The sequence below is a fragment of the Azospirillum humicireducens genome (assembly GCF_001639105.2).
Taxonomy (GTDB): Bacteria; Pseudomonadota; Alphaproteobacteria; order Azospirillales; family Azospirillaceae; genus Azospirillum; species Azospirillum humicireducens.
Genome location: NZ_CP028906.1, coordinates 111,224 through 126,937 on the forward strand (window position 1 = coordinate 111,224; position 15,714 = coordinate 126,937).

Below are 15,714 nucleotides of genomic sequence, written 5' to 3' on the forward strand. Positions count from 1 at the left end.
TGCCGATTCCTCCGAGCTTATGACTTAAATTGGGATCGATGGATTCTCGTAATCCTGTTTTTCGCAATTCCACCAGGGCAGTATTTCCCCAATACGGTCAAGAAATGGATAAGGCCGGGCTGCCCCTTGAGAGACAGCATGAGCGACCGAGAGAATCCAACCCTTCTTTTCGCCCGAACAAACACCACGGCAGGCAGTAAGAAAGGCTTCAGCAGAGCCATTTTGAAGGACAAACTCAATATCGTCGATAACGCAGAACGCGATATCTCGGCGATCTTGTGGCTCAATGCCGCCTTCCTGATCCGCCATAGCATGAGCAGCTCTATAAACGTGTGCCTCTTGATTACGCGCCATGGTCAGCCAGCTATCTGCCGTTATTAGGATCCCCTGGCAGTCAGAATGGACTTCAACTATATCCGTTACCTTGGTCCGGGCATGCGCGAAAAAACGCCATATCTGGAAGATTCCCTTGGCGATTTCGTTAAAGCCCAGTGATGCCGCAGCAGCAGGATCATCAGAAAACCGAGCATCAAACGACATGCGCTTTGCTTTACATTCAGCAACGAGATGAACAACACCATTATTCATAACCAACACATCAGGTGTACGATATCTCGATTTCTTTGTTCCATAATTCTGTTCGCCAATGACGGTAAATGGCCGCATCATCGCCTGAAGATAATCGAGGCAGTACTGCTCAAAGCGACTTCCGATCTCAGTCCATACCGCAGCTCCTCCAGTAACGACGTCACGATGAAGGCCCGAGGTAAATCGATAGGTGATGAGTTCAGAAATCGGAGCACGAAGCCGCTCGTTCCGATCACCAAATGTAATTACAGGGAAGTCGCGCAGGATGCTTGGCCGATAGGCCGTGTGCCGCCTGTCAGCACGGATCATCATTGCATGCGAACGCGCCGCAGCATGAGGTAATGCATATTTCGCGAGCGCTGCCTCGCGTTGATCTGGCGTAATCGCAATGGAAGAAAGATCCTGGAACCTGCCAGTGGAACTAGCATGACCAAGCCTTGACGACAGGTAGAATCCGACTTTTACGAAATCAGATACTGTAATTCCTGCACTACTTTCGAAAAAAGAAGCCGCGCGGCCACTGCCGTAGAGATATAGTGAGCGATAAACGCTTGGTCCGTTGGCGATTCCGCGCTGCCAGGGGAACTGGCGTTGTGCAATTCGCGCCATCTCTGTAAAGACATCATGTTTTGCAAGGAAAATGCCGTCTTCGGCATTCTCAAGTTCAATTAAAACATTGGCAAGAAGACGCATTGAAGCAAAACGATCAGCGCGCAATATGCGGGACATCCCCACGCCAAAGCCGGGCTTTTTAGGCGTTGCCAGCAATTCGTTAACAATTGTCTCAAGGATCCAAAGCGGAATATGATAGTCTGATTGGAGGGAGGCACCGACTGCTTCAGAGGGAAAATCACGGAGAAATTGGAGAGGAGCTGGATTTCCCGCCTGAAGCTGCGCGATTGCTGAAACAAGTGCAATCATTCCTTCATCAACACTTTGGGCGAGAAGCCGTTCTAATTTTCGGCGCATAACATCTCTGCCTAACCTACCCACCGCATATCCTCCAACAACGCCCGACACGTATTAATATATTACCGTGTAAAAATCCGAAGATAGCTACATATGGACGATGTACACTATATCGTTTGCACAGATGGTTTTGCTTCTTCCTTAAGGTGCATTTCTTCAATCCCCAGATTTACCTTGTCTCAATTCTAGCAAACGATGCAGGAGCTTGGTTGCTATACGTGCGTAGGTGTCTATCTCCTCCTCGGGCATGTCTGCCAACGCACGTTCCAGCACAAGTCGTGGATCGCACTTCAGCAGCTCGCGCCCTTTCTCTGTAAGCTCCAGCAAATCCGCCCGTGCGTCGCGTGGGTTGGGCAGCTTGACCAGCAACCCCTTATCCACCAGCGTAACTACCGTGCGGGCTACACTGGCAATTGCCAAGTCCTGGTAGCGTGCAAGCGCAGATGCCGTGCGCTGAGCTTCTGACACCTCCGCAAAATAGCGAAGCGCCACCCACTGCGCAGGGTAAAGTCCCTCCGAGTGAGCAGAAGCGTGCAGGAGACGGGAAGTATTTTCTACTACCGACGCAAGGCCAGGAATTGACACGCTTCGCGTCATTATAACTGCACCACTCTTTTGCTCAACGTAATCGTCATATTATCGAGAATCTTATAGCAGCGCCATACGCCAACGAAACCAATTAAACAAACATTAACTCATCACTGCATACTATATGATTACTCATCACTGCTGTGTATTGGTGTGGCAATGGCTGGAAGCAGCACGACAATAACGACGGCAGCGCGAAGCAACGTGCTGACCCTCCAGTCCGTGCAGCAAAAAATCAACGCATCTCAAGCCCGCCTTGCCACCGGCAGCCGCATCACAGCCGCGCTGGACAATCCCCCGGTCTATTTCGCCGCGAAGGGAATGGACGAACGCGCAAATGACATGATGGCGTTGAAGGACGCCATGGGACAGGCGATCAGCACCGTGAAGGCCGCCGATGAAGGTGTGCAGCACATCGGGGAACTGGTCGAGCATGCGAGAGGCTTGACCGTTGCCGCCCTGCAAAACCTTGGCAACGATCCAGCAAGCCGAGAAAGCCGCCGCAAACTGGCGGAACAGTATGACGGTTTGCTGACCCAAATCGACAAGATGGCCGAAGACAGCGGCTACGGTGGCAAGAATCTCATCAACAACGTCAGCACACAGTTTCTGCCATCGGTCGCCGATAAAGTCGAAGCCGCCTCCGTTCCAGGCATTCGGCGCGCCGACGTCACTAACGCGAATGACATGAACACCTACAAGGTCCGCGTCCATGGCGATGGCGCCATCACCGCTTCCGAAGACAGCCTGCGCGCAATTGACGACAGCCTCGGGGTGAAGAATTTTCGATTGTTCGGCTTCAACAGTCTGACGCAAGGGAGCTTTGACAACCTCGCTGTGAGTTTGCGCCGCCAGGGTGCCGACAAAGCCGTTCTGTCAGTCCGGGACGGGGGCGAAACACGCGACGTTGAAATCGACCTGAAGGACGCCGCCAACATGACACGCCCGAAAGCCTTCCGCACGGAATTCCAAAGTGGTGCCTGGGTTGCCTTCGACTATGACGTGGCCGATCTGGCGAAGCGACTGACGGACAACGCCATCATCGAGGTTCCTGTCAGCAAGAACATCGACCTTTCCATTGACGTAACGGACAACAGTGGCCGTACTGTGCGTCACAGCCTGACGGGGCAAGATGGCGGCAATCGCATCGTTCCGGGCGAGAACAGCTTCATCTTCGACGACGGTACTGTGCGCGTCGATGTGGACCCGAAGCTGATACAGCAGGCATCCAACTACGCCGAAAAGCTGAAAATTGACGGCCCACTTGCGCCTGCCTTGAGTAATATTAAGGCACATAATCGCGCAACAGATGGGGCATTCACAATTCAGTACGAAGAAAGCGCGCAGACCGGATACTTAATTCCGCAGCCAACATTTGGGTTTGATCCCAATTATGGTTTCGCTTCGCAGATGATTCAGCGCCCCGCTGTTACTCAACAAGTTAGCTTCAACTTTTTCTCAGACGGTGGTTGGATTACAGCCGATTCAGATTTCGGTTCACTGGAGGCAAAACCTACAAGCGCTGTACATATTCAGCAGACTAATGGCGCATTCGCACCATCCGTCATCCCCATTATGGGAACCTGGAACTTTGACGATTTCCCAGTTGGATGGGGAAATTTCTCAAGTTCCACAACCATAGCTGTGAACGTTAGTGGGAACGATGCGGCAGGTGTTGGGAAACGGAAGGTTATCTTCACCGACACCACGGGGAGTTCTGCAGAAGCAATTGTCGGCAACACCGAAACCACTCCCGATGATTCTTTTACCGTGACTCTGAAGGGGGGAGCCAATGACGGCGCCAATGTGACTGTTTATGCAGGAGACGGCTTCGGATTGCCTTATGAACAGCGTATTTCTGTTTTCACAGGTTCTGCAATCTACCAAGCAAATTCATATGGAGGACCAGCCACATTAGATCTCAAAGATGCTGATGCAAGCTCAAATATCGCAATGTCTGGCGTTCTGAACGTCATTACCGGTGTCAATGACAGTGCTCGCCCTGGCTACCGTACTGTTACCTTACAACCTGGAAGCTCCGGCATAAACGGAGGATCACACAGCTTCGAAATTTCGAACGCCGCTATTAACGATCAATCATTCACCATTCCCTCAGGTTACTTTAAGGGAATGACGATTCGCATGGATTTTGCGACCGGTTCCGGCTTCAACGAATTCTTCATTAATCCCGCACCGAAGGTAGCCACCACAAGCCCGACTACGGTGCTCTATCGGGCTGCCAATTCTGGGAAGCCATTCGACCTGAATGTTCAGCAGCATACCAGCACTTTGGATGGAGCTGACCTGCGGGTTCAGCTTGGATTTGCCCAGAATGACAACCTGACCGTACGGGCGTTGAACCTGACCGCCAACGGCACCGGCTTGCGGATCGACCGCAGCGTGAACGGCTGGGAAAGCCGCGAGGACATTGAGAAGGCCGCCACCGAATTGGATGGAGCGATGCAGAAGCTCCGCTCCGCCGGCACGGAACTCAGCAACGGCCTGAACATCATCACTACGCGCGAGACGTTCACCAAGGAATTCTCCGACGTGCTGTCGGAAGGAGCAGCCAAGTTGACCCTGCTCGACCAGAACGAGGAAAGCTCAAACCTACTCATGCTGCAAACGCGCCAGCAATTGAGCATGACCGCCTTAACCCTCGCCGCCAAGAGCCAGCAGTCAATCCTGAATTTGTTTTGAGCAATCCCGCACGCGCTTTTCTGGAAAACAAGCAATGAAAATAGATGAGCGGGCACGTGTCAGCCAATCTGAACTCAATGCCCTATATGACCAGCATGTACTGTTTTTGAAGCGCAAAGGTGGAAAACGCATTGCATTGAATATGAAGCGCGCGGAGCGTCTGGATTTCTCCACAAAATTGCTGATGGCGGCTGACATGACGGGCGCTTTGCTAGACGGCAGTAAGTTCACCCGCGCCAATCTGTCCGAGGCCAATCTGTTCGGCGCCAGCCTCATCAACTGCGATCTCCGCTATGCGACCTTGAAAAAAACTGATTTGCGGGGTGCACGCCTGCGCAGCGCCAATCTGTCGGAAGCCATTCTCGACTTCGCGGACTTTCGGGAAGGCACCCTACTCAACAAAGGCAGCGGAGGTGCCCTTGTAAATGCCTTTGCCGAGGACGGACGATCGCTGATGGAGCGAGCGATGTTTCGCAACGTGCAGGCCAAGGGTGCCAAATTCTCCCGCTCCATTGCAGCGGGCACCGACCTTACCAATGCCAACTTCGAGAACGCCCGCATGAACGGAGCGGACTTCGTCGGCAGCACGTTGAAGAAGGTCAATTTCACAGGCGCCAACTTGAGCAACTGCAACTTCTGCGGCGCCAACCTCCAGGGTGCCATCCTTGTCGGGGCAGTTCTTGATGGCGCATTGTTTCACGATGCCGACCTTACGACGACCGTCGTTGGTCGCGACGCTTTGCTGAAGGCTGACGTGCGGAACGCCCGCCTACCCAGTGGGCTAGATGCGTTGGAGCAGTCCATTCAAGACATCATCCGCGCCCATTCGCAATGGGTGCTCTCCCTGGGCGCCAGTGGTGCGCAGGCCAATCTGTCCGCCGTCGATCTGCGCAACGTCGATCTCAGCGGGACGGATTTCTCAGCGGCCAACTTTCAGGCCGCCATGCTGTTCGATAGCAAGTTGGAGGACTGCTGCTTCACCATGGCCGACCTTACGTCCTGCAATGCCATGAACGCCGACCTGACGGATGCCGACTGCAAGGGCACGAACTTCAAGGGCGCCATGTTGCAGCGTGCCCGCCTGACCAATGCCGACTGCTCTCCGATGAAGATCATGGCGGGGCTGAGTTCCATCGACTGGCCAGCAAATTTTATCGATGTCGATCTCTCCGAAGCAGATTTGCGGAACGGCAATTTCCAAGGCGCAAACTTCACGCAAGCTGTTTTGAAAGGAGCCGACCTCCGGGGCGCCAATCTACAGAAGGCTGTACTTGTAGATGCCGACCTGACCGATGCAGACCTCCGCGACGCCAATCTTGTCGGCGCTGATCTGCGGGGTGTTCTTGGAATCCGGCGATAGTTGTACCAAATGCTCTCTTCGCCAATTGCCCCCCTTCCCCAACTCCATTTCTCGGCACATTCGGATGCAGAAGCGTTCCTGCGTTCACTTGGCTGGCGCAAGACCGCTGAGGCAGGTGTATACAAACGCTCTTCCGGCAATGAAGAATTATACGCCTTGATTCGTAACACGGCGCTTGGAGCTGTTGTGTGGCTGTCGAAGTCAGCTCCTTGCTTGATCTCAAAGCCCAACCAACCAAAAACATAAGAAAAGCAACATTCTGTTAGGTTTCCTGCTAAGTCCTTCTGGCGCAACGCGTCCCAGCCCTCCTAGGCAAACCGGGCAACCGCAAACATAATCATTTCCACCAATGCGTGGATTTGATGGAGTTTGCGATGAAACAGGCTCGGGTGCTTACGGAGCCGGAACAACGGCGCTTGCTGGCGGTGATCGCGGACACCCGCTACGCCGCCCGCAACCGCATAGCGTTCATGCTCAGCTATATGGGTGGGCTGCGGGTGGGCGAGATCGCTGCACTGACGGTCGGCGACGTGCTCGACGGCGAAGGACGTGTGCGCGAGCAAATCCGCCTGTCAGCCGAGATCACCAAGGGCGGGCATGCGCGCACAGCTTTCGTCAATGACCGGCTACGCAAAGAGCTGGAACGTTACACCGACAGCCTGAGCGAAAAGCAGCGCCAGTCAGGGCGCCCACTGCTTGTCACGCAGAAGGGCAAGCCCTTCACGGCAAACGTGCTATGCCAGCTTATGGGCGGGCTTTACAAGCAGGCTGGGTTTGACGGAGCGAGCAGCCACAGCGGGCGGCGCTGGTTCATCACCAAGCTCGCCCACAGTGGCGTCAGCGCCAAGGTGATTATGACCCTTGCAGGGCACAAGCACCTCAGCACTACGCAGCGGTACATCGACGTTAATGATGACATGCTGCGTAAGGCAGTCGCCTTAATTTAGATAAGGCCTAGGGAGCATTTTTTGGAATACTCCCAAATGCTGCATCTATTAAATTGAGTTTAATTTACCTTTCGCCCTGGATGGTTAAGGACATTACACCTCGCTTTTAGCCGCCCCAACATAGCAAGGATCGTCGCCGACCCCATTCATTAAAGCCCACGTTTGGACTTCGCCCAAGAGCTTAATATTTACCGAATCTTCTATCTTCCCATTACCAACGTATGGACAGTGTTCATCACCTTCTTTCATTTCGCGGAATCTGTCCAAGACCACTCGCCGCAGCTCTTCATCCTTACAAATTCTCTCGTATGCGGCCAACGGCTTATCTTTTCCCAGTTCATCACCGCCAAGGAAGCGCTCAAAATCTGGCAAGCTAATTCGGTGGCGAACGGCAACTCCAGATTCGCGACATTCTGTAATGGCTTTAAAGATCTTATCGTTCTCACCCCACATCCCATTTGCTCGCAAATCCCCTTTTTTATTTGCGTAATAGGGCGCGTCGCTGTCATGGATAATTCCAAAGGGAATTCGGAAATGGTGTAGAATACGGATAAGTGGGAGCAGAAGTGCCTTACCTCGTGCACGTACGACAGTAATTTCCTCCGCCAACGTATCTTGAGGCTCAACAACAGCGGCGATAAATGCGGCGTGCTCAGTATCGCCTTCTACAAGAACTGGATAGGAGCCAAAAAACATTTCAGATAGCCCGACATCCATTAGCTGAAGCGCCTGCAGTCGCTTTTTTGTTTCCGGGTCAAAATCTAAGCTGTCCGCTTGATAGGTGCGCGGCGTAACATGATCGCCAGTACCGTCACGAGCCCGCTCTAAGCGCACGATTGTTGTATGGTCTTCTAACGGATTTACAAAAAAGGGGGAGTGGGTCGTGAGCATTACTTGCCACTCGGGATCTTTAGCCAGTGTATACAGATGACGTTGGGCAGCACGAGCTGCCATAGGGTGAAGTGCGTTTTCCGGCTCGTCCATCAATAGGATATGACCTGGAAAGGCGGGATCTTCCTTACTATCGGCCGAGGGTATCTCAGCGGGCGGATCAGTAGCGATCACACCGATCGCAGAAGCAATTGCATCAATTCTTTCTTGTAGAACTTCAGCATCCGCTTCCTTTCCCTTCCCTAATTTTTTTGCTTCTGGCTTGACTTGGATGGTTTTCCCTCTGATTTCTTTGCTTTCTCGATGACCTCTTTTTCTCGGGTTAAAGCACTACGAACTTGAAGCATCGCCCAGAATAAGGCCCGACGTGCACCCGTGCCCTGCTGTGCCAACGTAGTTTCTAGCCCACCATCTGTTACCTTGAGCGTTGAACCTTTGGTCAAAAGTTCATCGAGCTTGACTGATGGCGAAGCCATCTGCACATCCATTCGAACCGTTAATCCAGGGAAAATTTTCTGGAACCCATCTGTTACCTTGGTAGTAATCTCGTCAAAACGGGTTCGATGTTGTTCCGCCTGTTCCGTTACTAACTTTGTAAGGGCTGCCATAGTTGTTGCAAATTGACTGTCAGCTTTATTACTCTGAGCTTTAAGATCTGTTAGCGCTGGCTCCAAAGCCAGTTTTAGTAGTTCAACTTCCGAAGTTACGTCATCCAGAGATCCAATACGGAGTGGTCTCGGAAGTCGAGAATTAAAAACCGGATCAGCTCCTCCGGCTTTTCCATCCTCCGACCATTTTCCACTCTCAGGGTCTATTTTACCATCTGCCAATTCCCGCGTCGGTAGCCATGTCGTTCTTACCCTCTTAAAGTCTGGCCAAGTCCATTGCCAACGACTCCTTACAACACTTAAGCCAGGGCTAAGGTTTTCATCTTTCCATTTTTCATCGATATTTCCGATACCTTCGGGAATGTGTACATCAAGAATAATCTCCGAAGGATCAGTTTTTCCAGCCCTTTGGCAACGGTCACGAGCCGCGTCGAAAGAGATTGTTCCTACTGCTAACTCATAAGCGCGCAGGACAGTTGATTTGCCCGCGTTATTTTGTCCCACCAGACAAACAATATTGTCTAACGCTACCGTCAGGCCGTCGTTGCCGATGCAGCCAATGTTTCGGATCGTCAGGGAAAGCAATTTGGATCGATTTGTCATGGTAGCCCAACCACAATGTGAGATGTGCTTGAGCGTAGCAGGGAAATCGTGTTTATCAATGCCTCGGTTGATTAATTTAACTGGAATGCTCGAAAGTAGAGATGCCGGCAGGATAGCTTCAATGATATAGGGAAATTGTTTCGCTTTTTTAGCTTCGTATCACTTACATATGAAGCGGTAAAGCGTAGGCTCAGAAGCGCTACGTTTGGTGAGATAATGGAACGGATCCAGGACGAGCGTTTTAGAATGCGTCCTGCCGAAATAAAATTGCTACTTCGGCAAGCTCTCTCCTTGGGCTGAATACGACTTCGTTTAACGAACTTGCGTTCCAAGTAGAGCCTGTAAAAGCTCAACTTTGAGACTCTGATGGATGTTTTTCCGCACGTACACAGCGGAAAACTCTTCAGCCTTCGGCAAGCTTGATGTGGATGGAAGACGCCACTTGCCTGAAATCCCACGCTGAATTTTATTTAACGCTTCTGCCAACCTCACAACTTCGTCGGAAGTCAAATAGGAGCATGAACGCAACTCAGCCAGCCGCTCAGAAATTCTTTCAGCGGCATAACGCAGCGGCTGGGCGATGAAATCGTGGCGATCAATAATACTGTTGACGGAGCGAAGAGTACTTTCCAGATTACGCATCTCTTCGGTGATATCGTTCTGTCGCCTGTTCTGGGAGTTCACAATACCATCAGCGATATTTAGGTATGAGAGTATCGAAGATCGGCAGTCATGTGGCAGCAGTAGGGCGCCGACATACCGCTTTTGCGCTCTCATGACAATTGCAGTGGGCGCTCGGTTATCGCTACCTGCAATAAGAGAAATATTCTCCGCACCAATTCCTTGCATAAGATACGGACGGATAAGCCTGATGCATATTGGGTCCGAATGAAACTGCTCAGGCGTCATAATAACCATGCCTGGACAATTTCTTGTTACGAAATCATTATTTATGTGTTCGCAGTCAATTTCCATTCCTGAATTGACGGCAATGTAAATATTAAAGAATTTTTCTTCCATTACCCGCTCGCCCAGCATTAAACTCAGCAGTGCTTATGATATATTGCTGAGAAGGTAATCGCAATGACCACGTTCAATCTTGCGGCCCTAAACCCCCTGTTTTCCAATCACACAGCCCAAAACGCCTACGCAGTTTTCCTCCCTGCCGTTCAACCTTTTTATGTCGAGACAGCATCAGGACAGAATACTGTTCATCGTACAGCGGGCCTACCGACCGCATTGAGCAGCGGTTATTCGTCACTCAATTTTCTTAATCCTGACAGCGGCCTATTTCACTACAAATGGGCGCTTTATTCCGCTGGAATGGCACAGCTTGACTTGGAAAAGGCCAAGGAACGGCAGGGCATGATAATGAATCGTGACAAAGAGGCATCTTTTCTCTTTGCCGATAGCGGTGGCTATCAAGTCGCATCTAAGACTATTAATGTTGATGTAAAAAATGAGGTAAAGCTGGACGAATTCCGGGCAAAAAGCTTGGCATGGATGAATGAATGCGCAAGCGTCATCATGCCGCTCGATTTTCCTCAATCGAAACGTAGGTTGGCTGGTGAGCGTCTGAGCTTCGATGAGGCGCTTGATAAGACAGAAAACAGCCTGAAATTTATTGTAAGGGAACACTCGCGCCGACCAAACGAGATCATCGCCAACGTCGTTCAGGGCGCGACCATGGCGGAGCAGGAAATTTGGCTCCAGCGCCTGAAAGGGTACTCCACGGATGCTTGGGCGCTTCCCTGGCGGTTGCACGAGAGCGTTCAATCCACGCTTCAGCTTCTCGTCCGCATGGATGAGATGGGTTTATTCAAAACATGCCGATACCTACACTTCTTCGGTGTCAGCCGACTTCATTTCGCTGGGGCACTCACCCTCATTATGCGGGCTATGCGGCAAAAATACCCTGAGCTTGTCATTACTTACGACTCGGCGGCTCCCCTGACCATCGCTGCTACCTGCGGGCAAGCCTACACGACGTGGCATATTGAGAGGTTCAGGGGCAAGCGAGCACCAGATATGAGGGATGAGGGCGAGAAGGATATCGGCACCTTCACATTTTCACACACCCCTGTGCCTGCTGATATCTCGTTCCGAGGCAGCGATGACCGCTTTCCCGCCCTGACCAGTCCTCTTGGCCTACAACTTACCGTTGGCGACTTGTGTATCCGCGAACAGCCGACCGACAATGGTGGCGCATGGGATGAGCTATCGACATCACTTGTCGCGGCTCACAATGTTTATGTCCATGTCTTGGCACTCACCCAATTGAATGCTCTTATGGACCAGGAGCTAAAAAGCCGGCCGACGATGGCTTTGTCTCATGTTTTCGCGGATTTTAGGAGCATCGTGGATCGGGTGTTCTCACCGGGTACGTCGTCGGCCAAAGCCATGAACGCGCTTTACAGTGGGAAAGACGTTCTTCAGTTTTTTGACCGCAAGAACGAAGCAAAACTTTTCGACATAAAGCAAGGGGAACTCCCCGATTGGTCTTCAACAGACCTTGAGGAGTTCCCCGAGCTTACCGAACTGCCGTTAATGCACGAGTAAAGTGCTAAAAGTCACGTGGCATTCGGCTTTGCAGCTTTAGCTTTCTTCGAGCTGCTTACTTTTGGCGTCAAAGCACGCCGCTCCAGGCCAACCGCATAGCGAATGCCACGCGACTGCCCCCTAATGGCTACGTATTTGCCGTGTGCAGAAACGGTTATCGCGTTCAGCCTCACGTCATCGATAAATCGTGAAAGCTTATCTGGCAGATTATCTGCAAGGGCAGTCGAAACCATCGTCGCATCATCCGTGTGATCGACGGCCTCAATCTTACCTTTTTTCTTAAACTCGCTTCTGCGCGACAGGTACATTCCATCGTCATCTACTGAAAACTCTGTCCAAGAGAACTTTTTTGTTTTTGTTTCTGAGTTTTCCTCAACCTTTTCCATGAGATCAGACAACGCTTCTAAAGCCTGTTCCCACTGATCAAGTGAAACAACATATCCGTCTGCGTTTAGTGCGCGCTCTTGCTCCTCGGTAATGTCTTTAGCTCGTGGAGCGTCATCCGCAAGGAACGACCATCGCCGCTGCTCATTCGCAAAAGCGCCGTCGCTTCCCTTAACTTTCACGCTCGCCAGCAATGCCGTTACTTTACGCCCAAGCCGCTTTCCCTCGTCCTCAGGATCTTCCCCGGTTTCAAACTCCCAGTCCGTTACTGCCTCTGTTCCCGAAGTGAGAGAAGAGAGCCCACGCATGCGTCCAGGCGGAAATCCCAGAACAACGTTTTCAGGAACGCCTTCAGGCACCCCATCCGCGCGACTGACAACAAACCGCACCTGTTTGTCCGTCCTATCCGCTTCAAGCGCCACGCATACAAAGGTTTCACTTTCAGTCGTCTTCATGGTTACACGAATGTTTTCGACCGCAGCACGGTCGAAGAAAACAGACGCCGCTTGTATGGTTCGTAGAAACTGTTTTGGGTGGCTGCTATCGATGGAATGAGCTTTCGCAATCAGTTTGACGAATTGGTCTATCTCGCTTTTGCTCACTTCAACAGGTCGGAGCATTGTTATGCTCTTGCCATCTGAATTTACATTGGCGAGAAGCAAGTTTAATCCTGACGTCAATTCCATGCCGTCGCTCACCTCGACTGAGGTTTTGGACCAAACATCCCCCTCATGCAAAGCCTCAAGAGCTTCGCCAATTCCGAATTGCTCAACTTCTGTCTGGTCGTCGTCTCCGCCACGAGCTTTTATTTCGTTGTCTCTCAGTTCCCGAAGACCAGTACCATTAAGTTCATCGAAAAATTTATCTGGCGTCCATTTCTCGCGCAGGGCGTAATGCATCGCCATTGCGTACGTGTTGTTTCGCTGTGGCACATGGTATTTTTTGCTATTCCCCCTTTCCTCCTCGCTATACGTAATAATGTATGCCTTCAGCAGCTTCGAGAACTTGTTTTTCTCCGGCTGATCGCGAATGTCGAACTCTTTTATCTTTAGTTTTTCAGCGACTTGCTTATTGACGTGCTCTTTCAGCCTTGTATCGACCTGAGCAAAAAGGAAGGTGCGGTAGATATGGCGCAGTGAACGGTAAAGCTCCTCATCTGACCGATCTAGAGCTTTGGCGTATTGCTCCGTACGAACTGACGTTTCCTTGTCAAACTGCTCCACAGTCATAGGCTCAAATTTGATGCCGTCGTACTCGACCACATTCTCTTCATCGTTCACCGCTTTAGCCGTTCTCTGCGCCATCTAAATCTCCAAGCCATACGAGTATCATTCCGACTTCGAGTATCGAACTCGAAAGGGCTTTGGGCAAGCACAATAATCATCACTGCTTAGTATATTGGCGCGCTATAGGGTCGCTGCCTTGCTTGACAGCTCGATGAACGTTGCTTGTATTCCAAGTGTAGCGGCTGCGTCCCAATGAGTTGTACGGCGCGGCTATCGCCCTGGCTTGCTCAAACCTCGCGCATATAGCGTTGAAGTGCGCGCTTGCACCGCTTGACAACGTGGAGCACCATAGGGGGGACGAGTAAACGCACATTATGACGTATGGGAAAATAGTCCTATCGCGCTAACTGCTTAGCACAGCCTTAGCACATACTGCTTTGCATTCTATATAAAACAAGCACTTAACTTAGCTCGATTGCAACTGAAAATCCCCGTGTCGGCGGTTCGACTCCGTCCCTGGGCACCATTCCCTTTCAGGGATTTAGGTGTTTTTCTTGAGCCGCTCCAATCTGCGGTTAGACAGAAGTTAGACATTCCCTTCATCGCGATTGCCGGAAGGCGCTCCCTGAGCAGCCGCCGGCAACAGGTGTTTCCAGACCTTCCCCGACTTGATCTGTTCGACCAGCGAGCGCGACACATTGTAGAGCTGCGCCAGCTTGCGTTGCGATTTCCGGCTGGCCCGGATCGCCAACACGTCGGATTCGGTCAAGACCGCATTCGGGGATGAGGTGCCGGTGCGCGGCGCGGCCGGAGCCTTCTTCGCCGGCTCCGCCTTCACAGGCTTCCGCTTCGCCGCCTCATCCTGCAGCGACACCATGTGTGGACGGCCCCTCTGACGCAAGAGGGAAATCCGCGCTGACTGGCCGAGAAGGATGCATGCATGTGTCCGGCCTGTTGTCGCAGTCGCTGGCTGCTGGCCTTGATGAATTCCGCGGATCGGCGCCCAAATCAGCTCATCGCGCTCGGTGGCGCTTGGTCCCCGTGGATTTGGCCGATCCCCGGTCCTGCCGGTTCGTCATCACGTCTCACCACCCTTGCCCCCACCCCGCCGAGCCATCCGACACCGGCGGGGTGGATGCTGTCTACGCCGCGTTCGGCACTGCGTAGGTCACTCCCCGCGTCATCACTACCCAGGCGATGCGCGCGGTTTTGTTGGCCAAAGCCACGGCGCGCGATCTCCCGAGCCCAGTGATGCGCCGTGCCACAGGCTTCCATCCCGACCAGGCATGGCGGCACGCCGTGGAAGAACTTCAGAACCTCGCCCCGGCGCAATTGCCGACGGACCAGGATCTTTCCATTCGCATCGATCCCATGGACCTGGAAAACCTTCTTCGCCAAGTCCAGAGCGATCGTCACCACCTCTTCCTTGGACGGCTCCTCTGAGCTGGTTTCTTCGACGGCATCAGCTTGCCACCGATCCCAGAAGGTGGAAGGGCCGTCCACCACATCATCTCAGACGCCGCTGGTTCCATTCAGGAACAATGTCCAGGCCTGCTCAAAAAACCGATCCTGGGCGGCCTTGGCCGCGTAGGTCTTGCGGCCCAGCATCGCGTCGTTGGATGGCCCGAACACGATGGAATGGAGCATGTGCGATGCGATCATCCGCGGATCGCCGCCGGTGAGCATGCCGGCCTCCTGTGCGGCACGGATCAGCTGGATCAGACGCTCCATGATGGGATCCTCCTCCCATGGATCCCGCTGGTCCTGACCGAAGAGGCTCGCTTCGCTCAAGGCGATCCGGTTCAAGGCGACCATGTCCGGATCCAGGTTGACGGTGAGGAACCAGCGGGCAACCCGCTTCAACCGCGCCAGCGCATCGCCATGACCGCCGGCGGAGTCGAGCTCGGCCTCGAGACTGTTCAGGGTCCGTGTCCGCAGCCGCTCAACAACGGCGACGAACAGCGCGGTTTTCGATGGAAAGCGCCGGTAGATCGTATCCTTTCCCGCGTTACAGGCGGACGCGATCTGCTCGATCGACGTGGCGGCAAAACCCTGGGCCGCAAAAAGCTGCGCTGCCGTGTCGATGATCCGGTTGGATGTCTCCGCGGCATCTTCCTTCGACGGCCTGCCGATGCGCGGCTTTGTGGATGACGAAACCTTCATCGTTCCTCTACCTGCTCTGCACGGCCCTGAGGAGAGTTCGGATCATGGCGGCCGAAAGACACGGGGTCCTTCGCAGGGTTGCCCCCTGCCATTCGCGCTTTCCCTCCGTCCACCGTCCGCGCATGGCC

The 15,714-nt window shown here is 52.8% G+C and carries 12 protein-coding genes and 1 pseudogene; 4 read left to right on the forward strand and 9 right to left on the reverse strand.

Features of this window, described 5'->3' with window-relative positions:
* Positions 1-24 precede the first annotated feature (24 nt).
* Both A6A40_RS30585 and A6A40_RS24970 read right to left on the reverse strand, forming a co-directional pair.
* Entirely contained in the window at positions 25-1,608 is a 1,584-nt protein-coding gene (locus A6A40_RS30585) for a hypothetical protein (protein WP_146191649.1), read from the reverse strand.
* A gap of 105 nt (positions 1,609-1,713) precedes the next feature.
* A complete protein-coding gene (locus A6A40_RS24970; protein ID WP_108548580.1) occupies positions 1,714-2,154 on the reverse strand; it encodes a MarR family winged helix-turn-helix transcriptional regulator in 441 nt (146 codons plus the stop codon).
* A gap of 150 nt (positions 2,155-2,304) precedes the next feature.
* Here A6A40_RS24970 and A6A40_RS24975 point away from each other — a divergent pair, with 150 nt between their 5' ends.
* The 3 genes from A6A40_RS24975 to A6A40_RS24985 all read left to right on the forward strand — a co-directional run bounded on the left by A6A40_RS24975 (position 2,305) and on the right by A6A40_RS24985 (position 7,152).
* Positions 2,305-4,845, forward strand: a complete 2,541-nt coding sequence (locus A6A40_RS24975) for a flagellin N-terminal helical domain-containing protein (RefSeq protein ID WP_108548581.1) — start codon at positions 2,305-2,307, stop codon at positions 4,843-4,845.
* A gap of 34 nt (positions 4,846-4,879) precedes the next feature.
* Positions 4,880-6,205 carry a pentapeptide repeat-containing protein gene (locus tag A6A40_RS24980; protein ID WP_108548582.1) on the forward strand — a complete coding sequence of 442 codons (1,326 nt, stop codon included), beginning with the start codon at positions 4,880-4,882 and terminating at the stop codon, positions 6,203-6,205.
* A 374-nt stretch (positions 6,206-6,579) separates the two neighbouring features.
* Positions 6,580-7,152 (forward strand): tyrosine-type recombinase/integrase, encoded by a 573-nt coding sequence (locus A6A40_RS24985; protein ID WP_108548965.1) that lies wholly within the window; start codon positions 6,580-6,582, stop codon positions 7,150-7,152.
* A 93-nt stretch (positions 7,153-7,245) separates the two neighbouring features.
* On the opposite strand, the gene A6A40_RS31765 is transcribed toward A6A40_RS24985, so the two are convergent.
* From A6A40_RS31765 to A6A40_RS30590, 3 genes are all read right to left on the reverse strand, one after another.
* Positions 7,246-8,136 (reverse strand): ATP-dependent nuclease, encoded by an 891-nt coding sequence (locus A6A40_RS31765; RefSeq protein ID WP_236784021.1) that lies wholly within the window; start codon positions 8,134-8,136, stop codon positions 7,246-7,248.
* A gap of 149 nt (positions 8,137-8,285) precedes the next feature.
* Positions 8,286-9,236 carry an ATP-binding protein gene (locus A6A40_RS31770; RefSeq protein ID WP_236784022.1) on the reverse strand — a complete coding sequence of 317 codons (951 nt, stop codon included), beginning with the start codon at positions 9,234-9,236 and terminating at the stop codon, positions 8,286-8,288.
* Between the two features lie 330 nt (positions 9,237-9,566).
* On the reverse strand, positions 9,567-10,274 hold the full coding sequence (locus A6A40_RS30590; RefSeq protein WP_146191650.1) for a hypothetical protein: 708 nt from the start codon (positions 10,272-10,274) through the stop codon (positions 9,567-9,569).
* A 63-nt stretch (positions 10,275-10,337) separates the two neighbouring features.
* On the opposite strand from A6A40_RS30590, the gene A6A40_RS24995 reads away from it, so the two are divergent.
* The gene (locus tag A6A40_RS24995; RefSeq protein ID WP_146191651.1) at positions 10,338-11,813 is read left to right on the forward strand and encodes a hypothetical protein; all 1,476 of its coding nucleotides are present in this window, start codon (positions 10,338-10,340) and stop codon (positions 11,811-11,813) included.
* An 11-nt stretch (positions 11,814-11,824) separates the two neighbouring features.
* On the opposite strand, the gene A6A40_RS30595 is transcribed toward A6A40_RS24995, so the two are convergent.
* The 4 genes and pseudogenes from A6A40_RS30595 to A6A40_RS25015 all read right to left on the reverse strand — a co-directional run bounded on the left by A6A40_RS30595 (position 11,825) and on the right by A6A40_RS25015 (position 15,586).
* Entirely contained in the window at positions 11,825-13,501 is a 1,677-nt protein-coding gene (locus A6A40_RS30595) for a hypothetical protein (RefSeq protein WP_146191652.1), read from the reverse strand.
* 508 nt (positions 13,502-14,009) lie between these two features.
* Entirely contained in the window at positions 14,010-14,300 is a 291-nt protein-coding gene (locus A6A40_RS25005; RefSeq protein ID WP_108548585.1) for a hypothetical protein, read from the reverse strand.
* A 344-nt stretch (positions 14,301-14,644) separates the two neighbouring features.
* Positions 14,645-14,842: pseudogene (locus tag A6A40_RS25010) on the reverse strand (IS110 family transposase); the annotation flags it as partial.
* Positions 14,843-14,935: 93 nt separating this feature from the next.
* Positions 14,936-15,586, reverse strand: a complete 651-nt coding sequence (locus tag A6A40_RS25015; RefSeq protein WP_108548586.1) for a TetR/AcrR family transcriptional regulator — start codon at positions 15,584-15,586, stop codon at positions 14,936-14,938.
* Positions 15,587-15,714 lie beyond the last annotated feature (128 nt).

Coding starts and splice junctions, on each gene's coding strand:
- A6A40_RS30595 (WP_146191652.1), bottom strand. CDS start 13,501: ATGGCGCAGAGAACGGCTAAAGCGGTGAACGATGAAGAGAATGTGGTC.
- A6A40_RS24995 (WP_146191651.1), top strand. CDS start 10,338: ATGACCACGTTCAATCTTGCGGCCCTAAACCCCCTGTTTTCCAATCAC.
- A6A40_RS24970 (WP_108548580.1), bottom strand. CDS start 2,154: ATGACGCGAAGCGTGTCAATTCCTGGCCTTGCGTCGGTAGTAGAAAAT.
- A6A40_RS24980 (WP_108548582.1), top strand. CDS start 4,880: ATGAAAATAGATGAGCGGGCACGTGTCAGCCAATCTGAACTCAATGCC.
- A6A40_RS30590 (WP_146191650.1), bottom strand. CDS start 10,274: ATGGAAGAAAAATTCTTTAATATTTACATTGCCGTCAATTCAGGAATG.
- A6A40_RS24985 (WP_108548965.1), top strand. CDS start 6,580: ATGAAACAGGCTCGGGTGCTTACGGAGCCGGAACAACGGCGCTTGCTG.
- A6A40_RS25005 (WP_108548585.1), bottom strand. CDS start 14,300: ATGGTGTCGCTGCAGGATGAGGCGGCGAAGCGGAAGCCTGTGAAGGCG.
- A6A40_RS24975 (WP_108548581.1), top strand. CDS start 2,305: ATGGCTGGAAGCAGCACGACAATAACGACGGCAGCGCGAAGCAACGTG.
- A6A40_RS25015 (WP_108548586.1), bottom strand. CDS start 15,586: ATGAAGGTTTCGTCATCCACAAAGCCGCGCATCGGCAGGCCGTCGAAG.
- A6A40_RS31765 (WP_236784021.1), bottom strand. CDS start 8,136: ATGGACGAGCCGGAAAACGCACTTCACCCTATGGCAGCTCGTGCTGCC.